Origin of the sequence: Devosia sp. (genome assembly GCF_017744655.1) — a bacterium.
Classification (GTDB): Bacteria; Pseudomonadota; Alphaproteobacteria; order Rhizobiales; family Devosiaceae; genus Devosia.
In genome coordinates this window covers 399119-417721 of sequence record NZ_JAGIAW010000014.1, presented here as the reverse complement: position 1 = coordinate 417721, position 18603 = coordinate 399119, and the positions used below count along the sequence as shown (strand labels likewise).

General features: G+C 61.9%; 9 protein-coding genes. 2 read left to right on the top strand and 7 right to left on the bottom strand.

All coding sequences use genetic code 11. From position 1 onward, the window contains the following. From J7557_RS21435 to J7557_RS21425, 3 genes are all read right to left on the bottom strand, one after another. Positions 1-882, bottom strand: an 882-nt coding sequence (locus tag J7557_RS21435; RefSeq protein ID WP_291422485.1) for a cadherin-like domain-containing protein, incomplete at its 3' end; no start/stop codon positions are given. Beyond that, complete coding sequence (locus tag J7557_RS21430; protein WP_291422483.1) at positions 879-2639, bottom strand: type I secretion system permease/ATPase; 1761 nt, start codon at positions 2637-2639, stop codon at positions 879-881. The genes J7557_RS21430 and J7557_RS21435, both read right to left, overlap by 4 nt. Before the next feature lie 82 nt (positions 2640-2721). After that, positions 2722-11760, bottom strand: coding sequence for a peroxidase family protein (locus J7557_RS21425; RefSeq protein WP_291422481.1), 9039 nt, complete (start codon positions 11758-11760; stop codon positions 2722-2724). 394 nt (positions 11761-12154) lie between these two features. Here J7557_RS21425 and J7557_RS21420 point away from each other — a divergent pair, with 394 nt between their 5' ends. Both J7557_RS21420 and J7557_RS21415 read left to right on the top strand, forming a co-directional pair. Further along, entirely contained in the window at positions 12155-13543 is a 1389-nt protein-coding gene (locus tag J7557_RS21420; RefSeq protein WP_291422479.1) for a histidine kinase, read from the top strand. Between the two features lie 24 nt (positions 13544-13567). Further along, positions 13568-14212: a response regulator transcription factor gene (locus J7557_RS21415; protein WP_291422477.1), complete on the top strand. Its 645-nt coding sequence runs from the start codon at positions 13568-13570 to the stop codon at positions 14210-14212. A 61-nt stretch (positions 14213-14273) separates the two neighbouring features. Here J7557_RS21415 and J7557_RS21410 read toward each other — a convergent pair whose 3' ends face one another. Genes J7557_RS21410 through J7557_RS21395 form a run of 4 tightly spaced genes read right to left on the bottom strand, consistent with a single transcriptional unit; the run spans position 14274 to position 18582 of the window. After that, the gene (locus J7557_RS21410; RefSeq protein ID WP_291422475.1) at positions 14274-14894 is read right to left on the bottom strand and encodes a hypothetical protein; all 621 of its coding nucleotides are present in this window, start codon (positions 14892-14894) and stop codon (positions 14274-14276) included. A gap of 31 nt (positions 14895-14925) precedes the next feature. Then, positions 14926-16323, bottom strand: a complete 1398-nt coding sequence (gene pelG, locus J7557_RS21405; protein WP_291422473.1) for an exopolysaccharide Pel transporter PelG — start codon at positions 16321-16323, stop codon at positions 14926-14928. After that, complete coding sequence (gene pelF, locus J7557_RS21400) at positions 16320-17840, bottom strand: GT4 family glycosyltransferase PelF (protein ID WP_291422471.1); 1521 nt, start codon at positions 17838-17840, stop codon at positions 16320-16322. Before pelF ends, pelG begins: the two co-directional genes overlap by 4 nt. Before the next feature lie 46 nt (positions 17841-17886). After that, the gene (locus J7557_RS21395; RefSeq protein ID WP_291422470.1) at positions 17887-18582 is read right to left on the bottom strand and encodes a hypothetical protein; all 696 of its coding nucleotides are present in this window, start codon (positions 18580-18582) and stop codon (positions 17887-17889) included. Positions 18583-18603 lie beyond the last annotated feature (21 nt).

The following is an 18603-nucleotide window of genomic DNA, read 5'->3' as shown; positions in this document are numbered from 1 at the left end:
GACGATGTGGAGGAGGCCGTCGCTGATCTCATAGGTGAAGGTGACAAGGCCGAGCATGCCCGGCACGGTGATGAAGGACCAGCCGTGATTGGTCTGCACCAGGGTGCCGCCAGAGGCGGTGAGGTCGTTGATGGTCAGGATGTCATTGTCGGGATCGCTGGCCCCGAAGAGCAGTTGGGAGAGACCGATCAGGACCACCTGGCCGGCAAAGACGTCGTTGAGGCGGACGGGGCCGAGCACGGTGGGGGCACGATTTTGGCTTTGGTCCTGATCTTCGTCGTCGTCTTCGTCGTCGTCATTGGCACTGTCCGGGCCATTGTTCTCGGTGAGGTCGGTGGGAGCCGTGTCATGATGCGGTTTGGGGGCCGATGGAGAGGTGGTGATGTTCGGTTCGGCGCGATCGACGAGCGCGGCATTGTCGTTCTGCGGCCGGTAGTGGACGGCAGCAGGGAAGAAGGGGGCGACATTGGGGCCGAGGAAGTCGAAGGAGGCCGCGGTATAGTGGAAGGCGATGGGGTCGGGCATGGTAAAGGCCTCGTCCCAGTCCCCGGCCGCATGGCGCACCGCGCTTCTGGGCTGTTGCTCCTCCTCGATGGAGCCGGTGGTCATGAGATCGACCCCGGGACCGCCGGGCTCCTGGCGGGTGCCGCGCGGGGCGCCACTATTGGCGGCAGGATTGGGCTCGGCGCCGGCAGGAGCATGGTCCTGGGCTCCGGCGGGGAAGGCGCTCTTTATGTAGGCGGCAATGCCGGTGAAGAAGAGGGCGATATAGACCGGCAGGCGCGAGGCCTTTTCAGGGACGTTGAACTCGAGCTTTTTCCTCAGGTCCGCTGGATCGGTCTTTTGCTGCTGCTGCTGGCTGGATTTGGCCTCGATGATCATGCCATGCCTCCTGTTTCCGTACGCGGCTCGACAACCTTGAGGCCATTGGCATTGGTGTTGACATTGGCCTGGCGCTGGCCGGCGACGATCTCGTCCTTGGGGCCGAAGGCGGTGAGCCTGCCGTTCTGGATGACGGCGACCATGTCGACTTCGGCCAGGATCGAGGGGCGATGGGCAACGACCACGGCAATGCCGCCGCGGGCCCGGATCTGGCGGATGGCCAGGTTCAGTGCCGCTTCGCCCTCGGCATCGAGGAAGGCATTGGGTTCGTCCATGATGACAACGAAGGGATCGCCGTAAAGGGCCCGGGCGAGACCAATGCGCTGGCGCTGGCCGGCCGAGAGGGCGGTGCCCATGGGACCGAGCTGGGTGTCATAGCCATCGGGGAGCCTGACGATCATCTCGTGGACGCCGGCGGCTCTTGTGGCCGCGACAATGGCGCGGGCATCGCGCTGGGGCGAGAGGCGGGTGATGTTTTCCACGATCGTGCCATCGAGAAGCGCCACGTCCTGGGGGAGATAGCCGATATATTGACCGAGCTTTTCTTCATCCCACTGGGTGAGGTCGGCCTCGTCGAGACGGATGGCGCCGCGCAGGGATGGCCAGATGCCGGTAAGGGCGCGCACGAGCGTGGTCTTGCCGCCGCCGCTGGGACCGATCACCCCAAGACCCTGGCCGGCATTGAGCTCGAAGGCGACTTCGGTCAACAACACGCGACCAGAGGCGGGAGCGGCCACCGAGATCTTGTCCACCTTGAGCGACTTGGTCGGGGCCGGCAGGTCGAGCGGCTTGGTCATGCCCGCGAGGGCGACCATGGTATCGCGCAACCGCTTGAACGCCTGGCGGGCGGCGACGACGCCTTTCCAATTGCCAATGGCCATGTCGATGGGGGCGAGAGCGCGAGAGGAGGCGACCGAGACGGCGATGATGGCGCCGGCAGACATCTGGCCCTGGATCGTCAGGTAAGCACCGACCCCGAGCAAAGCCGATTGCAGCACCATCCGCAAAATGCGCGAGAAGGCGCCAAAGGTGCCGATGACATCGCTGGCGCGGGTTTGCAGGGTCAGATGGTCCTGGTTGACCTCGTTGAAGCGGCTGACGGCGCGGCCGGCAAAGCCCATGGCCTTCAGGATATCGGCATTGCGGGCATTGGAATCGGCCACGGCATTGCGGGTGAGAAAGGCCTGTTGGGCCGCGGCGGCCAATTTGCGCGACTTGAGTTCGGTCCAGATGGTGAGGAGGGTCAGGACGAAGGCACCGCCCAGGGTCAGGGCGCCGAGGACGGGGTGGAGGAAGTAGACGAACAAAATATAGAGCGGCACCCAGGGCAGATCGAAGAGGGCCACCGGGCCCTGGCTGCCCATGAAGGTGCGGATGGTGTCGACATCGCGGCCGCGTTCCAGTGCTTCGCCTGTGGAAAAGCCGAAGCGGGGCATGTCGACGCTGACGCGATGGGCGATGGGGGCCAGCATGCGATCAAAGCGTGCCCCGATGCGGACGAGGAGCTGGCTGCGCACGATGTCGAAGACGCCCTGGAAGAGATAGAGGCCGATGACGAGAATGGAGAGCGCCAAGAGGGTGGGGATGGAGCCGCTGGTGAGAGCCCGATCATAGATCTGCAGCATGTAGAACGAGCCGGTCAGGGCCAGCACATTGATGATGCCCGAGATCCAGAACAGGAAGACCGCGACGCCCTTGAACTCCTTGCGCAGCATCTCGTCGCCGCGATGTTCGGCTAAAACCTTTGTCGATGCCATGATCGGCCCCCGAAGAATGGATGGATGGTCTTTTGGAAGAAGAAAAAGCCCGGTCGGTTGGAACCGGCCGGGCAGTTGGAGGCTAAAGGTTGAAGTCGGTGCCGGTCAGGTTGTGGTTGCCTGATATGCTGATGCGGAACTCGGGTGCATTGTCCCCGGCGGTATTGCCCGAGATGACGGTATATTCCCCATCCTCGCGCGTCTCATGGGTGATCACGATCTGGCCCGGTGCGGTTGCGGCCTGGCCGCTTTCGAGAGTGAAGGCATTGTTGCCCGCCACCCCGGCATTGGCATCGATCCCCGAGAGGTCGATCTTGTCGCCGGCTTCAAAGCCGCGGATGGTGTCGCCATGGGCGGCGGCAGTGGAACCGAAGACGAAGATGTCTTCGCCCGCTCCGCCATCCACCACATTGACGGCATTGGACATGATGATCGTGTCATTGCCCGAGCCGGTCACGACATTCTCGATGCCATAGAGCGTGTCTACCCCGCTCTCCGTCGAGACCGCGCTGCCGCGACCACCCACGCCGGTGCCGAGATCCACAACCGCATCGGCGGTGAGGAAGGCGAGGTCCAGCGTGTCATTGCCACTGTCGCCCGAGAGCTCGCCACCATAATAGGTGTCGTTGCCATCGCCATGCGAGCCGACGAAGAGGTCGTTGCCGGCGCCGCCGAAGACGGTGTCATTGCCGTCCCCGCCATCGATCAGGTCATGGCCCGAGCCACCGAACAGCCGATCATGGCCACCTTCGCCATAGATCAGGTCGTCGTCATCGCCGCCGAAGACATCGTCATCGCCATCATCGGCAAAGATGATATCGCGGCCTGACCCGGCATCGACGAAGTCATCACCGGCACCCGCCCGGATCACGTCCACACCGGCATTGGCGATGATGTAGTCCGTCCCGGCAAAGCCGAACACCAGGTCCCCACCAGAGGTTCCCAGCAACACATCATCCTGCGGCGTGCCAAGTACCGGACCACCCACTCCAGGGGCATCACCATCACCATCATCATCGTCGTCCCAGTCGTCGTCATCGTCGTCGCCTGGGCCGTGATCGTTGTCGTCCTCATCGTCATCGTCATCGTCGATGATCGGCGGGCCGCCGTGGGAGACGTAGCGGATCGAGTGTTCGCCATCGCTGAGGGTGGTGACCCCGTTCTCGTCCGTGGTCTCGACGAAGTCGTCCATGGTCGTGCCCGGCGGCAGTTCGATGACATCCTGTGGGCGCAACGTGCCGATGATGGTGTCGTGGCCGCCATTGGACCTGAAGACGATGCGATGGGCGGAACTCAAGGACGATATGTCGATCGTATCGTCGCCCACGTCGCCATCGATGGTGATGGTGTTGAGGCGCAGGCTCGTGGCCGAGAAGTCGCCCACGATATTGAAGGTGTCGCCGCCCGGAGAACCGGTGCCGTTGGGATCAAACCCATTGATGCGGATTTCCTCGATTTCCCGCAGCTCGGCGATCACGGAGGCATTATTGGTGCCGTTGCGGGTGACGATGATTTCCGTCGCGGCGTTGAAGTTGGCGAGGCTATTGCCAACAATCGCGGCAAAGGCGGCACGGGTGAAGATCGTGTAGGTTTCAGCACCCGTCCGGCCGTTGATCACGAAGGTGTCGCCGGCGAGGCCTTCAGTGCCGCCATTGACGACCTGACGGCCGTCGGTGGGATTGGCCGCATTGGCATTCCAGATGATCGTGTCATCGCCGGCATCGCCATTGATGGTGTCCGCGCCGAGATTAGTGCCCGAGGCCGTGACCACGAAGTTGTCGATGAAGAAATTGTCACCGTCGTCCCAGTTGCCGTTCGCGATGAAGCGGATGGCGGACTGGGGGCCGATCTGCGCGGCCGACAGGGCCACATTGAAGTTGCCACTGGTCGTGTTCAGCGCTCCTCCGGTTAGAGTCTGCCAATCGTTGGTCGTGTGGTTCCAGGCCTGGACGGTTACGTTCTCATCGCCGGTCAAGCTGCTGTCACCGACATAGGCGAACTGTACGGAAGCGGATGTGGCACCGGTGAGATCGAAGGCGCGTTGGATGAACTCGCCGCCGTCTATGCCTTGTTCGAAATGCAGGCGACTTCCATTGGCCGTATTGATCTGGATGTCGCCGCCGTCCTCGTCGGTATTTTCACCGCCGCCTTCGGTCCAACCGCCGTTAAACAGCAGCGTGCCGTTGTTGTCGGTATAGGACGTGGTGCCGTCAAAATTGTCGGCAAAGGTGCCCGTATTGGCGCCCAAGCCGCCAGTCAGGGTGTCGTTGCCGTCGCCGCCGTTGAGGATGTCGGCGCCTTCTCCGCCATTGACGACGTCATTGCCGCCGCTGGCATTGACCGTGTCATTGCCTCCATTGGCATTGATGGTTTCGGCAGCATTGGTGCCTAGATGGGTCTGTGCGGTGTCGTTGCCCGTAATGGTATTCGTGGTCGTCGTGGCGAGCACGAAATCGGCCTGGGTCAGCGATGCCGCCGTCACACCGTTGAGGCGGATGGTACCGCCGGTTCCGGCAGTGCCGCCATCGATAGTGATGAGGGCGCCGTTCGGGCCGGTCACATCGGCGATCGAGACGCGGGTGGCAAAATTGGCAGTGGTGACGCCCATGCCGGTGAGGTCGATAAGATCCTGGCCGCCCGCAGCGTCAGCATCGAAGCCGTTGACGATGTCGGCACCGAAGCCGTTGGCAGTATAGCGCAGGGTATCGTTGCCATCGCTGACGGTGATGGTGTCGTCGCCTTCGCCGCCAATGATGGAATCGTTGCCCGCTCCGCCATTGAGTGTGTCGTTGCCGGTGCCGCCATCAAGCAGGTCGTTGTCGGCCCCGCCGTTGATGATGTCATTGCCTGCGCCGCCAAAGAGCTGATTTTCGCCGCCATTGCCGTTGATGGTGTTGTCGAGCGCGTTGCCGGTGCCGTTGACGCCATCGGTCGTGCCGGTCAGCGTCAGGTTTTCGACATTGGCACCCAAGGTGAAGCTGACCGAGGAATTGACCAGGTCGATGCCAGCATTGGCCGCTTCATCGACGATATCGCCCGTGCTGTCGACATTATAGGTGTCGTTGCCGGCGCCCCCGCCCATGACGTCGCTGCCCGTTCCACCATTGTGGATATCGTCGCCAGCGCCACCGAGCAGGATGTCATTGCCGGCGCCGCCATTGAGCGTGTCGTTGCCGTCGAGGCCAAGCACCAATTGGCTATTATTGGCGCCGCTAGCTCCGTTGAGAGCCGGGTCGTCAACATTGGTGCCAGTGACGATGGTGTAGGTGGTGCCATTGAGCGAGAGAATTTCGACGCCGGTCAGCGTGTCCGTGCCGTCGGCGCCGCCATTGCGATGCGTGACCACGAGCTGGCCCGCCGCGTTGACGGCATAGTCATAGGCACTGGCCGCGCCGGCGAAGACGGCGGTGTCTGTTCCCAGGCCACCAATGATCGTGTCGCTGCCGGCGCCGCCCGTGAGCGTGTCGTTGCCGGCACCACCATCGATGATGTCGTTGCCGCCAAGGCCGTTCAGGTTGTTGTTGCCCGCATTGCCGGTGATCTGGTTGGCGTTGGCATTGCCATCGCCATTCAGGTTGGCCGTGCCCGTGAACATCAGGTTTTCGAGATTGAGGTCGTCGAGATCGTAGTTGATCGACGCCATGACCGTGTCGATGCCTTCATTGGCATTTTCGGTGATGTCGTCGCCAGCGGCATTGACTTCATAAGTGTCGTCGCCGTCATTGCCGATCATATCGTCATTGCCGGCGCCACCGATGAGCAGGTCATTGCCGCCGTCGCCCGTGAGCGTGTCGTTGCCGGCACCGCCGAAGAGGACGTCGTTTTCGCCACTACCGAGGAGATTGTCTCCGGCCGTCGTGCCGATGACGAGAGAGCTAGTATTGGGATCGACGGGGCCGAGCTCGTCGACACCGTCGCCGTCGTCGTCGTCATTGGTGTCGAAACTGATTGCATAGTCGCCGGCGAGCACGGTGCCGCCATAGACATTGTTGCTGAAGTTCACCAGTTCGACGCGATTGGCGACGTTGTCAAATTCATCGACTACCGTGACGGTCTGGCCGTTGAAGCCGAGGGTCAGGTCGCCATTGGCTTGGCGGACGGCGGTCAGGGCCGCGAGCGGGACGGCCGCAGTGCCGCGGGCGATGGTGATACGATCGGTACCGCCGGTCTCGGTGATGATGTCATTGCCGTCGGCAAGGCCGAAGCCATAGGTATCGTTGCCGAGGCCGCCATTGAGTTGGTCGCCGCGCAGCGCGGTGATGACCAGATTGTCGATAGCGACGGTATCATTGCTGCTATTGTTGTTTGTGCCGGCAACAACGAAACGTATCGCTGCCGTGGGGAGGAATGGTCCAGAGAGTTGGACATTGAACGATCCACTCCCGGAGTCGCCGTCTATGGTCTGGATAGTGGTGAATGTGGTGCCGTTGGCGGAGAACTGAACCTGGACGGTCTCGCCATTGTCAAAACTGTTTTCCGCATAGGAATAGGCAATAGTGACGGCATTGGCGCCTGCCAGATTGAGCGTGCGTTGTATCTGCGCGCCACCATTGCCCGGATCGTTGTCATTGTCGCCGAAGACGAGCGCGCCGCCGGTGATGCGAATCTGTCCACTGGTGAGGACAGTGCCGGTGGTTACGTCGCCTGTTTCGGTCCAGCCGGCTGCGGCCGTGCCGAAGGTGTCGTTGATGACGACTTGAGGTGCCGCATCGGTGCCGCCGATCAGGACGTCATTGCCGCCATTGCCGTTGAGAATGTCGCTGCCGGCGAGGCCGACGATGATCTCATTGGCATCCGTGCCATTGAGGACGGGGCGGTCGGTAGCGGCATCAGTCCCGCCATTGTCGTTGAACGGGGTGCCCATGATGAGGGCATAGGTGCCGTCGGTGAAGCGCAGGCGCTCGATACCGGAGAGGGTGTCGGTGCCCTCGATGCCATCTTCGATCGCATGCGAGACCACGAGCCTGCCGTCGGCGTCGAGCGAGAAGGAGAAATTGGTGCTGACGTCGCGGAAGACGGCCGTGTCGATATCGCCGGGCGTGGTGTCGGTGCGGATCGTGCGGACGATGGCGAGTTGGCCGGGATTGACGAGGCCGGCAAAGACGTCGGTGGTCAGCTCCTTCATGCTCTTGACGAGACGCAGCGGCGTGCCGGTGTGGTTCGGATCGTTGGCGGCGAAGACGCCGATCTGTACGTCGAGCCACTTGTCGCCATCAATGATGTCATCGCCGGCATTGCCCTGGATTTCGTCGCTGCCGTCGCCGCCGAGGATAATGTCGCCGGCAAGGAACGAGGTGACGCCGGTGCCGAGGACCGCTTGCAGGCCGTTGATGAGGGCAATGCCCTGCGCGTCGAGGGCGCTACCGAGGTAGCCGGTCGAGCCGCCCTGGTCGGCAGGGACGCGGGTGGTAGCGTCTTCTTCGGACCCCTTCAGAATGTCGTCGAAGGCCGAGCCGGAGAGGCCTTCCATCGATTCGTATTCATCGAGCGCGGCGTTCTGGGGGAGAACGGGAGACTCATCGAATACGATGGGGATGGAGAGGTCGGCATTCACGCCGGCGACATTGTCCTTGTATGTCGCCCAGTCGAAACCGGACATGCCCGCCATCTTGCCGCGGCCGGGGCTGCCCACCATGATATCGTCGCCGCCTTCGCCGATGAACTCGTCGAAGCCGCCATCGCCGAGAAAGACGTCGTTGCCGCGGATGCCGTCATGGGCGAAGATTTCGTCAAAATTGTCGCCGGGGGCGCCGTCGAAGGTGCCGGTTTCGAGCCAATCGTCGCCTTCATTGCCCAGGATACGTTCGGCGTTCTTGTTTCCGAGAATGAAGTCATTGCCTTCGCCGCCGAAGACTTCCGAGCCCATATCGGTGCCGAGGATGACGAAATCCTGGCCGCGTCCGCCGAGAACCAGATCAAGCCCCGGGCCGGCATGGATGGCGTCGTTGCCGTCGCCGCCCTTGATATTGTCGTCACCACCCATGTCGCGGATGATATCGTCGCCGTCCCCGCCATTGATGATGTCGTTGCCGTGACCGCCTTCGAGATTGTCATTGCCACCATCGCCAAAAAGCGTGTCGTCGCCGATACCCGCAATCATGATGTCGGCATTGTTGGTGCCGCCCAGGATGACGTGGTCGCCGCCGGTATAGCGCAGGTAGTTGGTATCGGTGCCCGGCGTCGCCGGGTTGTTGCGAATGACCAGTTGAGTCAGCAGACCATCGCCGACTGGGTCAGTGCTTTCGAGCGTGCCGTTGCCGTCGAGGTCGTTGAATTGCCTCGTCTGATCCACTTCGAGAATGAGGCCGGGTGTCGAGAACACGTCGGACGGCAGGTGCGTCGCGTCGGTATTGCGCATGATCATGGCGGCAAAGGAATTTGCTTCCATCTCGCCGAAGAGGTGCAGACCATCGAGGCGCTGCAGATAGTAGAAGCGGTCGCCGTTCTGCAGCTTCTCCATCTGGGTTTCGAAAACGAAGTTGAAGGTGGAGCCGAGCATGCCGCCGAAGGGCGTGGTGGCTTCGGCCAGGCCGCCAATCCAGAGATCGACATTTTCGAGGCCGCCGAGCGCTCCGGCGGCGCCATAGGCGCCGGTGCCATTGAGGAAATCTTCGCGATCCGCCGGCATGACGAACGGAGGATCCATGAGCGCGAATTTGCCGAATGCCTCGCCCAGAATGAGGGTGATGGCGGCATCGCGCTTGCCCTCGATCGTGGTTTCGCCGGTGATCAGGGCATGAGTGCCATAGGCGGCGATGAAGTTGATGATCGAGGCTTCATGCTTGAGATGGCTCGCGAACTCGACCCAGCTTGTATAGGGCTTGAGCAGCGCGTCGTTGCCGGTTGCCTCGTAGAACTGACGGCGAGCCTCGTTGAGCGAGGGCACGCCGGTATCGCGGCCGCGGGCGAGGTTGATCGTCGCGAGATCGAGCGGCAGGCCGAGCAGGTTGTTGCGTAGGGCGCTGGTGACGAATTCGTCGATATGGTTGCCCACCTGACGCGTCATGCCGCGGATGATCGAGCCGGCCATCTGATCGTCGGGCAGGGAGGCGAATTCGAGCGGATTGAGGAAGCCTTCGATGAGTCCGATCTGATCGGGGGTGAAGGAAGGATCGTAGCGGTCGATCGTCTCGGTCAGCATGGAATGGCCGAACCGGTAGACGACATGGGCGAACTCGGCGAGGATCGTTGGATCGATAGTGACGTCGTAGCCGTCAGGAACCAGGAAGACGTTGATATTGGGCTGGATCTTGCGGGCGAACTCTTCGAAGACGAGGTGCTGATACTGCATCTCGGTGCCGAACTTGGCGGCCTGGAAGAGGCGCTCTCCGTCCCAGCGGCCGATATCGTTCTTGAGCGCGGTGCGCTCGGCTTCGGTATCGATCTGGGCCAGCGAGGTCAGGCCGACGTCGAGCCATTCGTTGATGAAGGCGAGATCGTTGGTGGCGAGGACCACATCCTTGGTATGGGCCATCAGCCGGTTGTGTTCGGAGTGGAACACGTGGTGGACGGCGGTGAGGCCAATGTTTTCGTTGCCGCGGCCGTCGCCGGTGACGTAGTGGGCGTCCAGCAGTTCGTTGTCATAAGACGTACTGACCGGTGAGCCGTCGGTATTGGCGAGGCCGATTTCGATGTCGCCATCGGCGATCTTGCCGACCGGAACCGCGGTATGGGCGATGTCATCGAGGAAGGCGTGGCCAGTGCGGACGGCGAGGTGCGTGACCTGCGGTAGCGAGTCCGTGTCGCTGGCATCGTCAGGGGTGACCGTGACGAGGCTGAGCGGGTTTGCCGGAGTGCCCGAGGCCAGGGTCGGCGGATTGCCAACCATCACCACCTGGGCAAAGCCCGTTACGGGGTGAGGAATAAAATTGCCATACTCGTCGGTGGCGAGCAGGGGCAGGTTGCCGACGTGATAGTCGGTCAGGTCGATGCCCAGCATGGCCTTGGCCTGCGCCTTGATTTCGGCCCATGTGGGCAGGCCGCCATTGGCGCCATCAAGCAGGCCGCCCGTCGCCTGCGGCTTGCCGTCGACGAGGATATATTCGCGCAGGAAAACCTGATGCGAGGCGTGCGAGGTATAGGTCTGGTTCTGGTCGACGAAAGGCGTCGTGGTGTTGATCGGACGGACATCGTCCGTGCTTTCAACGGCGAGGGTATCGGGATTATCCAGAATGCCGTCGGGACCGGCTCCGACCGTAGCGCGGGTGAGCACCATGAAATTGGTCGGGCTCGTGGGGTCGTAGAGCGGATCATCGGGCGAGAGCGGGATGAATACCGTGCCGCTGCCACCCTTGCCGACAAGGTCGAGGCCATGGTCGAAGAACTGGCCGAAAAGGGTGAACCAGGAATTGAATGAGGCCGAAAGGCCTTCGTCGGGCGCGATATTGGGCAGCGAGATATTGTCGCCATCCATCTTGATGCCGTTTTCGGTGAGCATCAGGTCGAGATCGACACGATTTTCCGCCAAGGCGGTGTCGGCCGCTGCGGACGCGGCGGCCGTTGCGTTTGCTGCGGTTTGGGCCGCCGCAATAGCTGGGTCTCCCGGGGGAAGAGTAGCCATCGCTGCCGCCAATGTGCGTTGCGCGTTCACGTCTGCTACATGTGCAGCCTCGGCAGCTTCCACGAACGGCTTCACCGGCTGATATGTGTCCCGAATGCTGATGGCGATATCCAGCAGCGTCATGCCCGGGGGAGGTACGATGCCGGCGCGCTGCAGCGCGACCATGATGGCAGCGGGATTGTCGAGAGTCTGATCAACGATCAGGTTGGAAATCGTGCGGACGGAGCCGTCCACCACAATGGAATTGGGATTGGTGGACGGATTGTAGTTCGGCTCTGTCGGAACCACGCCGCCGGGGGCGGGGCCATTCATGTCCAGGGGGCCGCCCGCCACATCGCGGTAGTCGTTGCCGAGCGGCTCTGGGAAAGGATTGTCGGCGGAGCCCCATTCGGGGTGCAGCAGGTTGTTGTACTCGCCGTTTACAGTGCGCAGGCCCCAGGCCAGGTTATAGGTGGGGATCAGGCCGCCAGGTCCGTAAAGAGGCTGGCCCGCCGCATGCGCTTCGGCAATCTTGATCTGCTTGAGAATGAATTCCAGGTCGCTCTTGATGTAGGTAACCATCACTTCCCCTCCGGCACAAAGGCAGCCCGCAACAGGCGGCCTTCACCATCCAATCGCCATGGCGACTGCCACGGCCTCAAACTTGATTAGGATAGTGCCCAACATCGTCGCCGAGCGTCAGGTCGGAACGTCTAGCCGATCGGCGGCATAAAGGTCGGGCCTTGGACTAGACTTTCGGTCCGTCAAAAACTGGACTTAAGAACAGGGGCTCTATGAGGCAATTGATGAGTTCAATTGTCAGTATTGCTTCTTATCCTGCTGGACCGTCGCCAATTTATTTTGATCTCGATCAAATCTGGCTCCCATCCCCTGTTTGGGGGGAGGACTGGTCGGGGGAATACTGTAGGTATATTATCGACTTGGTTGGGGAACGGCGTTGCGTGCGGAGCAAGATTTGACCGACCGGCGAGGCGTGTTCAGGCGGTTGCGCAAGCGATGGGGCCGGCTACCGCTTGCCAACCGTTTTGCCCTCTATGGCAGTGTCGTCACCGTGGCCGCCATGCTCCTCTGCGGCGTGCTGATCACCAGCGCCATGACTGAAATCACGCTCGCGCGACGCGGCACAGTGGTGCCGGCGCTCGTCGAGGGGATGCTTGCCCCGCATGTCCAGCAGCTGGCGCCGGACGGGAGCCTCATGGACAGTGACCGGCAGGCGCTGGACGCGATGATGGAGGGTGAAACCCTCCTCGCCGAATTCCCGTATCTCGATCTCTGGCGGCCGGATGGCACCATCCTTTATTCCAACAGCCCGCAGCTCGAGGCGCGGCAACTGGAGATGCCCTTCAGGGTGCAGCGCGCCTTCGAAGGAGAGATTGGCGTCGATTTCACCGATGTCGGCTCGCAGGATTACGCCGAGCACGGGTTCGACACCGATTTCATCGAGATCTATTTTCCGCTGATTCATCGCGAGACCGGTGACATCGCTGCGGTGGCCCAACTCAGGGAAGTCACCACATCGCTCGAAAAGGATCTCTGGTCACTGACACTGTCGAGTTGGGCCACCGCGGCCACTATCGGCATCATCGTCATGGCCGCACTCTTTGGCATCGTGCTCGAGGGCAGCCGCAAGATCGAGCGGCAGGGCCGCATTCTGACGCGGCGACTGGCGCAATCCCATCAGCGCGCGGTGCGGCACCGCGAACTCAAGGCGGTGGCGCAGCGCGCTTCGCTGAGCGTGACCGAGTTTACCGACAAACATTTGCGCACCATCGGCACGGACCTGCATGACGGGCCGGCGCAGACGATCGGCTTTGCCGTGCTGCGGCTCGATCAGATAAGGCGGCTGGCAAAGAAGAGCGACCGGGAGGTGGTCGTTGCCGAGATAGAGACCACTTTGGGGGGCGCGTTGTCGGAAATTCGCGCCATCGCCCTGGCGCTGGTCCTGCCCGATATCGAGGACCTCGATCTAGCTCAGGTTATCGATCGCGCCGTGCAGCAGCATACGCGGCGCACCGGCATCGACATCGCCGTGGACAGTCGCATCGAACCGGTTCATGCTGCTCCCGAATTATGCGTTTGTGTCTATCGATTCATCCAAGAGGGTCTGAATAACGCGTTCCACCATGGGCTGCCGGAGGAGCAGACGCTGACTGCGACAATGCAGGGAGGGGTGCTGAAGTTGTCGATAACCAACAAGAACCTGACGGACTATGCGGGGCATGCCGAACACAGGGGAATCGGGCTCTACGGTTTGCGCGCGCGCGTCCAGAGCATCGGCGGCAATCTGGCCTTTGTGCAAAAGGATGGCCAGACACGGCTCGAAATGTGGGTGCGCAATGTCTAGCCTCCGGCAACGATCGTTCCTAAAATGATCAGGATCGTGGTCGTTGACGACCACCCGATGTTCCGCACTGGATTGATCCAGGCCGTGACGGTCGATGGCGATATCGCGGCTGTCGGCGAGGGGGCCAGCGCCGCCGAAGCGGTCGAACTCGTCGCATCGCTGCGACCGGACGTGCTGCTGCTGGATGCGCAGATGTCCGATGATGGTCTTGGGCGCATACCCGATATTGTGCGCGCTCATCCCGAGACCCGGATCGTCGTGGTCACCGCTTCAGAGGATGACAAAGATATTGCGCGCGCCGTCGAGGCGGGGGTCCATGGTTATGTGTTCAAGGGCACGACGGGCTCGGATATGCGCAGCATCGTGCGGCAGGTGAACAATGGCGAGAGCGTCATTCCCGATGACATGTTCGGCCGCCTGATGGGCATGCTGAAGGGCAAGCCTTCGGCCTCGGGGCCGGCGGGCGATGCAAAGCTCTCAAAGCAGGAAACGCAGGTGCTGCAATATCTGGCGCGAGGTCTCAGCAATCGCGAGATCGGCGCCCGCCTCGATATTACCGAGCGGACGGTGAAGTTTCACCTCTCCAACACGTTTTCGAAGCTGCATGTGCGCAACAGGGTGGAAGCCAGTATCACGGCCCGCCGGATGTGGCCCGAGCTCGAAGGCTAGACCACGGCTTTCCGTTGTTTAGGGCATAGCTGCCGGGACGGCCTGCGGGATAGCCTATGCCCTAGCTGCCGACCGAGGGAACTGACTTGTGCTTCGTTCTCGGTGAAGTCCGGCTCCGACCTTTGCCGGCGTCAGCCAAGGGGAGTGGGCTATCCGGGGCCGACAAGTCGGCACGACCGGCCAGACTACGCTCCAGCTTGTGGGTGCGTTGGGCCAGCACCTGATATTGGGCCGCGATCAGACGCTCGGCCATCAGTGCCTTGCGCAATTGCTCGCCCTGTTCCTCTAGCATTCTGCTGCGATGGGAGGTCACGATACCCACCATGAGCGCGGCGATAACCCAGGAAAGCGGATCAGCCCAGGTCAGGCGAAAATATTCCGCATGGGACATGTCGAAGGGGCGCGCCGGCAGGCCGTTGAAATAGGAGATTGCCGTTGCGCCCATGGCGGCGAGGACGCCGCCAAGGACACCATATTGCGCGCTGAGCAGAACGGCGATGAAGAGGTATGGATGCACCGGCCAAGAGGCAAAGGACATCAACCCCGAATGCTGGATGAGGGCTACGCCACCGAGGAGCAGAACACCTTCGGCAAAGGCAAGCACATTTGATCGAGACGACGAAAACGCTGTTACCGCGGGCTCTCTGAAATTGCCGGAAACAACCGGATTTTCGCTGCTCATGGAATCCTCGTGAAATCTGATTGTGCCGGGGTCAGCCGGAGATGGCTGGATTGTTGACGACGAAGGTCAGGCGATTGAGCGTACCCAAGGCCTGGCGCATGGCGGCATAGGCCAGGGTTCCGCTTGCAATCGAGGCCAGCACATAGCCGAGCCCGAGATAGTCCGGATTGCTCAGCATGATCGCCGTGCCGGCTGCGTTCAGGACCAGGAACAGGACCTGCAGCCAGAGATAGGCCTTGCCGTATTGGACGAAGAGGATCACCCCGCAGCTTGCCTGGAACAGGAAGTGGAAGGCGGCCCCTACAAGCGCCAGACGCAGGACGGAAATGGCATCATAGGGCAGGCCGAGGAGATCGGCGAGGAGCGGCGCCATCACCGCCAGGGAAACGCTGATCGTGAGTTGGATGAGGAAGGCGGAGAAGACCGTGTCAACGGCGTTCTGCGCCAGGCTCGCGCGCTGTTCGTCGATCTGACGCAGGGTTCCGCCCGAATGCACGATGTCGCGATAGTGGCGGTAATTGTTGAAGAAGGTCGTTTCGAGCCAGACCACCAGGATCGACATCACCGGCACGATGGAGAGATAGGCCATGAACATGGGGCTGTCGTAGCGGGCCGAATAGATGAGACCATCGGCAACGGCGGTTCCCTCATTCGATTGCCAGACGATGATCTTGTCGATCCAAACGGCGAGGGCACTGCATACGCCAGCCGCAATGAATGTTGCCGATACGGGACGCATTTCGCGCAGCTTTGCGGGCAGGTCGCGCAGGGCAGTCAGGGGACCGGGAAAGGTCTTGAGAATGAGGAAATTGAGGATGCAGAAGGAAATGCAGAGCCCGATGCTGAAGCCAATGAGCATGCCGCCGGGGCCGTTGCCCAGTGCGGCCGCCGATGTGCCGAAGATGATGGAGCAGCTGAGGCCAAGCGCAAAGGCCGAGGTGACTGTTCCATATTGCTTGATGGCGGCGACGAAGGACATGGCGAGCCAGAGATGGGACACCTGAACCACGCAGATGATCGCTGCCAGGCCCAGGCCGAGCGGCAGGCCGATGAGCAGGAAAAAGACAACCGTGCCGCCGATCAGGGAGAGCAATGTCGTGATAAAGACGGCGGCAAGATAGATGCCGTGCACCTCCTCGAAGCGGCGCTGGAACAGAATGCGCGAGACGCGCAACGTCGCATCGAGCGAGATGGGCGAGGTGATCACCAGGGACAGGGCGAAGCTGTAGATCACCAGGATGCTGAATACCTTGAGGTCCATGGGATCGAGCAAAGGCCGTCCGAGAATGTGGAGCATGGCCAAGCCGACCATGATGACGATCCAGGGACCCGAAGCGATCATGATCGCATGGCCGCCGGCCAGGGAACGCGAGGCCAGGTTGTCCTGGCTGCTCAGCTTTTTCAGTGCAAACCCGATCCCGGCCATCATGACACCATTTGGGGTTGAGGCGCGAAATTGCGCCCATAGAGTGCGCCATAGGCCTCGGCGACGGCCTCGGCGCGATAGTGTTTGCGCACGCGGCGTTGTAGATTGTCGCCATAGATGCGGAGGCGCTGGCGGTCGGCCAGCAGGAGGCCAATGGCCGTGGCGATTTCGTCATTGGCGCCAACCGGAGCCACCATGCCGCCGGGGCCAATGGGCTCGTCATCATGGGCCCTGCCTTCGAGGATTTCGCGGCACGCTCCGACATCGGTCGCGATGCAGGGAACGCCCGCCGCTCCGGCTTCGAGGATGACGAGGGGCAGGGCCTCGCTGATGCTGGTGAGAACCAGAACGTCGATGCGGCCGAGATAGTCGACCACGTTCACCGGACCGGTGAAGGACACCGTGTCCGCCAATTGCCGCCGATTGACCTCGCTGATGCAGCTCTGGGCATATTCGGGATCTTCATCCATGGGGCCGATGATGAGGGCCTGAATGTCGGGGAAGCCGCGGCGCAACCGTTCGGCGACATCGATGAAGGTCTGGACGTCCTTGATGGGCGTCACCCGGCCGATAAAGGCGATGGTGGGACGATCATGCGAGACCGGCTTGATCTTGCCGAAGCGTTCGGAATCGACGCCGTTGGGGATGACGCTGAGCTTTTCGGGGCCGGCGCCGAGCGCCAGCTGGAAGGTCTGGTTGGCCTCGTAAAGCGCCACGATCTCAGTGGCCGAATTGTAAGCGACGCGGGCAAAGCTCTCGAAACTGCGGGCCCAGAGTTCGCGAATATCCTTGCGGTCATCGGAAAGGTCGAGGCCATTGTCAATACTGTTGGAAATCCAGTCCGCCATCAGGATTTCGATCCGGCGTTCGTTGGAATAGATGCCGTGTTCGGTGATGAGCGTTTTGCGGCCGGTTTCGATGGCGGCGCGGGCGCCGATGAGGCCGGCATAGCCGGTAGAGACGGCATGATAGATGCGGGCCTGGGGCAGGGGGCATGTCAATACCCGGAAGAGGCCGCCGACCAGCGTGCGCCAGGCCCAGAAATAGCCCAGGAACGATGCATGGGCCATGGAGCCATAGTGGTAGCACATGGTCTGCCAGGCCTCGGGGGAGTTGAGCAGGGTATCGAGCGAGACGCGTTTGCCCGGCGGGCCGAGGAGTTTCATCAATTCGCTAAGCTGGCGCGTGTCCCCATCGGTAAGGAGGTGGCCGATGAGCTCGCCGGCATATTCGGGGGTCGCGGCAGGCCAGTCATGGGTCGTGCCCATATTGTTGTCATCGAGCCGGACATGGTCGATCGAAAGCAGATTTTCCGGCCTGGCGTAACGCGGTTCGCTGGTCGGGGCGCTCGGCAGGATCGCCAGCACTGAGAAGGTCAGTTCGGGATGCGAGCGGATCAGCCAGTCGATCCAGGTGGAGACGCCACCGGCGACATAGGGGTAGCAACCCTCGGCAATCAGGCAGACATCGGCGATGCGCTCCGGCGCATTGGCCGGCATCATGTTCACGTCACGCCACATAATTGAAACTCCCCAAAATTTCGCAGGACGGTGTGCGCCGCCGTATTCAGATCGCCGCGGGGCGACCGAGGGCTGACTTGATGACGTTTTGACTCATGTTCGATAATTGACGGCGCCGGCTGCGGCCGCGGGTATGGGCGGCGACGGCGGCGGCCTGGACGCGGACGCGCTGATCGGTGCTGCGCAGGGCCAGGGCCAGCGCAACCTCGACGAATTTTTCGTCGTCTTCGATGGCGAGATAGGCCAGGAGTCCTTGCTTTTCCTGCATGGTCCCCGTGCTCAGAAGCGCATCATATGGGCGTGGCAGGCGGGTCTGGGGACTGACGAGACGTCCGTCGATAATCATGTCGACGAGGGTGACGGCAGGCTCTTCGATGGGGGCGATGGTGTTGTACCACTTGTCCAGCGCATCGGCCTTGGGGCTCCAGAAGTGCTGGTCGCCAAGCAGGGCCGCTGCGGCGCCTATGGGGCCGCCGGCAAAGGTGAGGAGAGTGAAGGTCTGGAGCGAGCCGGTGTCGATCCTGGCACGTTCAAGGCCGATGATCACGAAGACGAGGGCAGCGACGATGCCCAGATGTCCAAGGGCCACCGTGCCCCAGCCATTGCCGCCGAGGGCGTAGGCGCTCAGGAGGATTTCGCCGATGATCGCAGCGATCTGCAGGGTTCTGATGGCGACGGTGCTGCCGGTGCCATGAACGGCGGGATCGGGGACCAAGGTCTTTGCACTGATATGCTCGTTCATGACAGCACTCCCAAAATGACG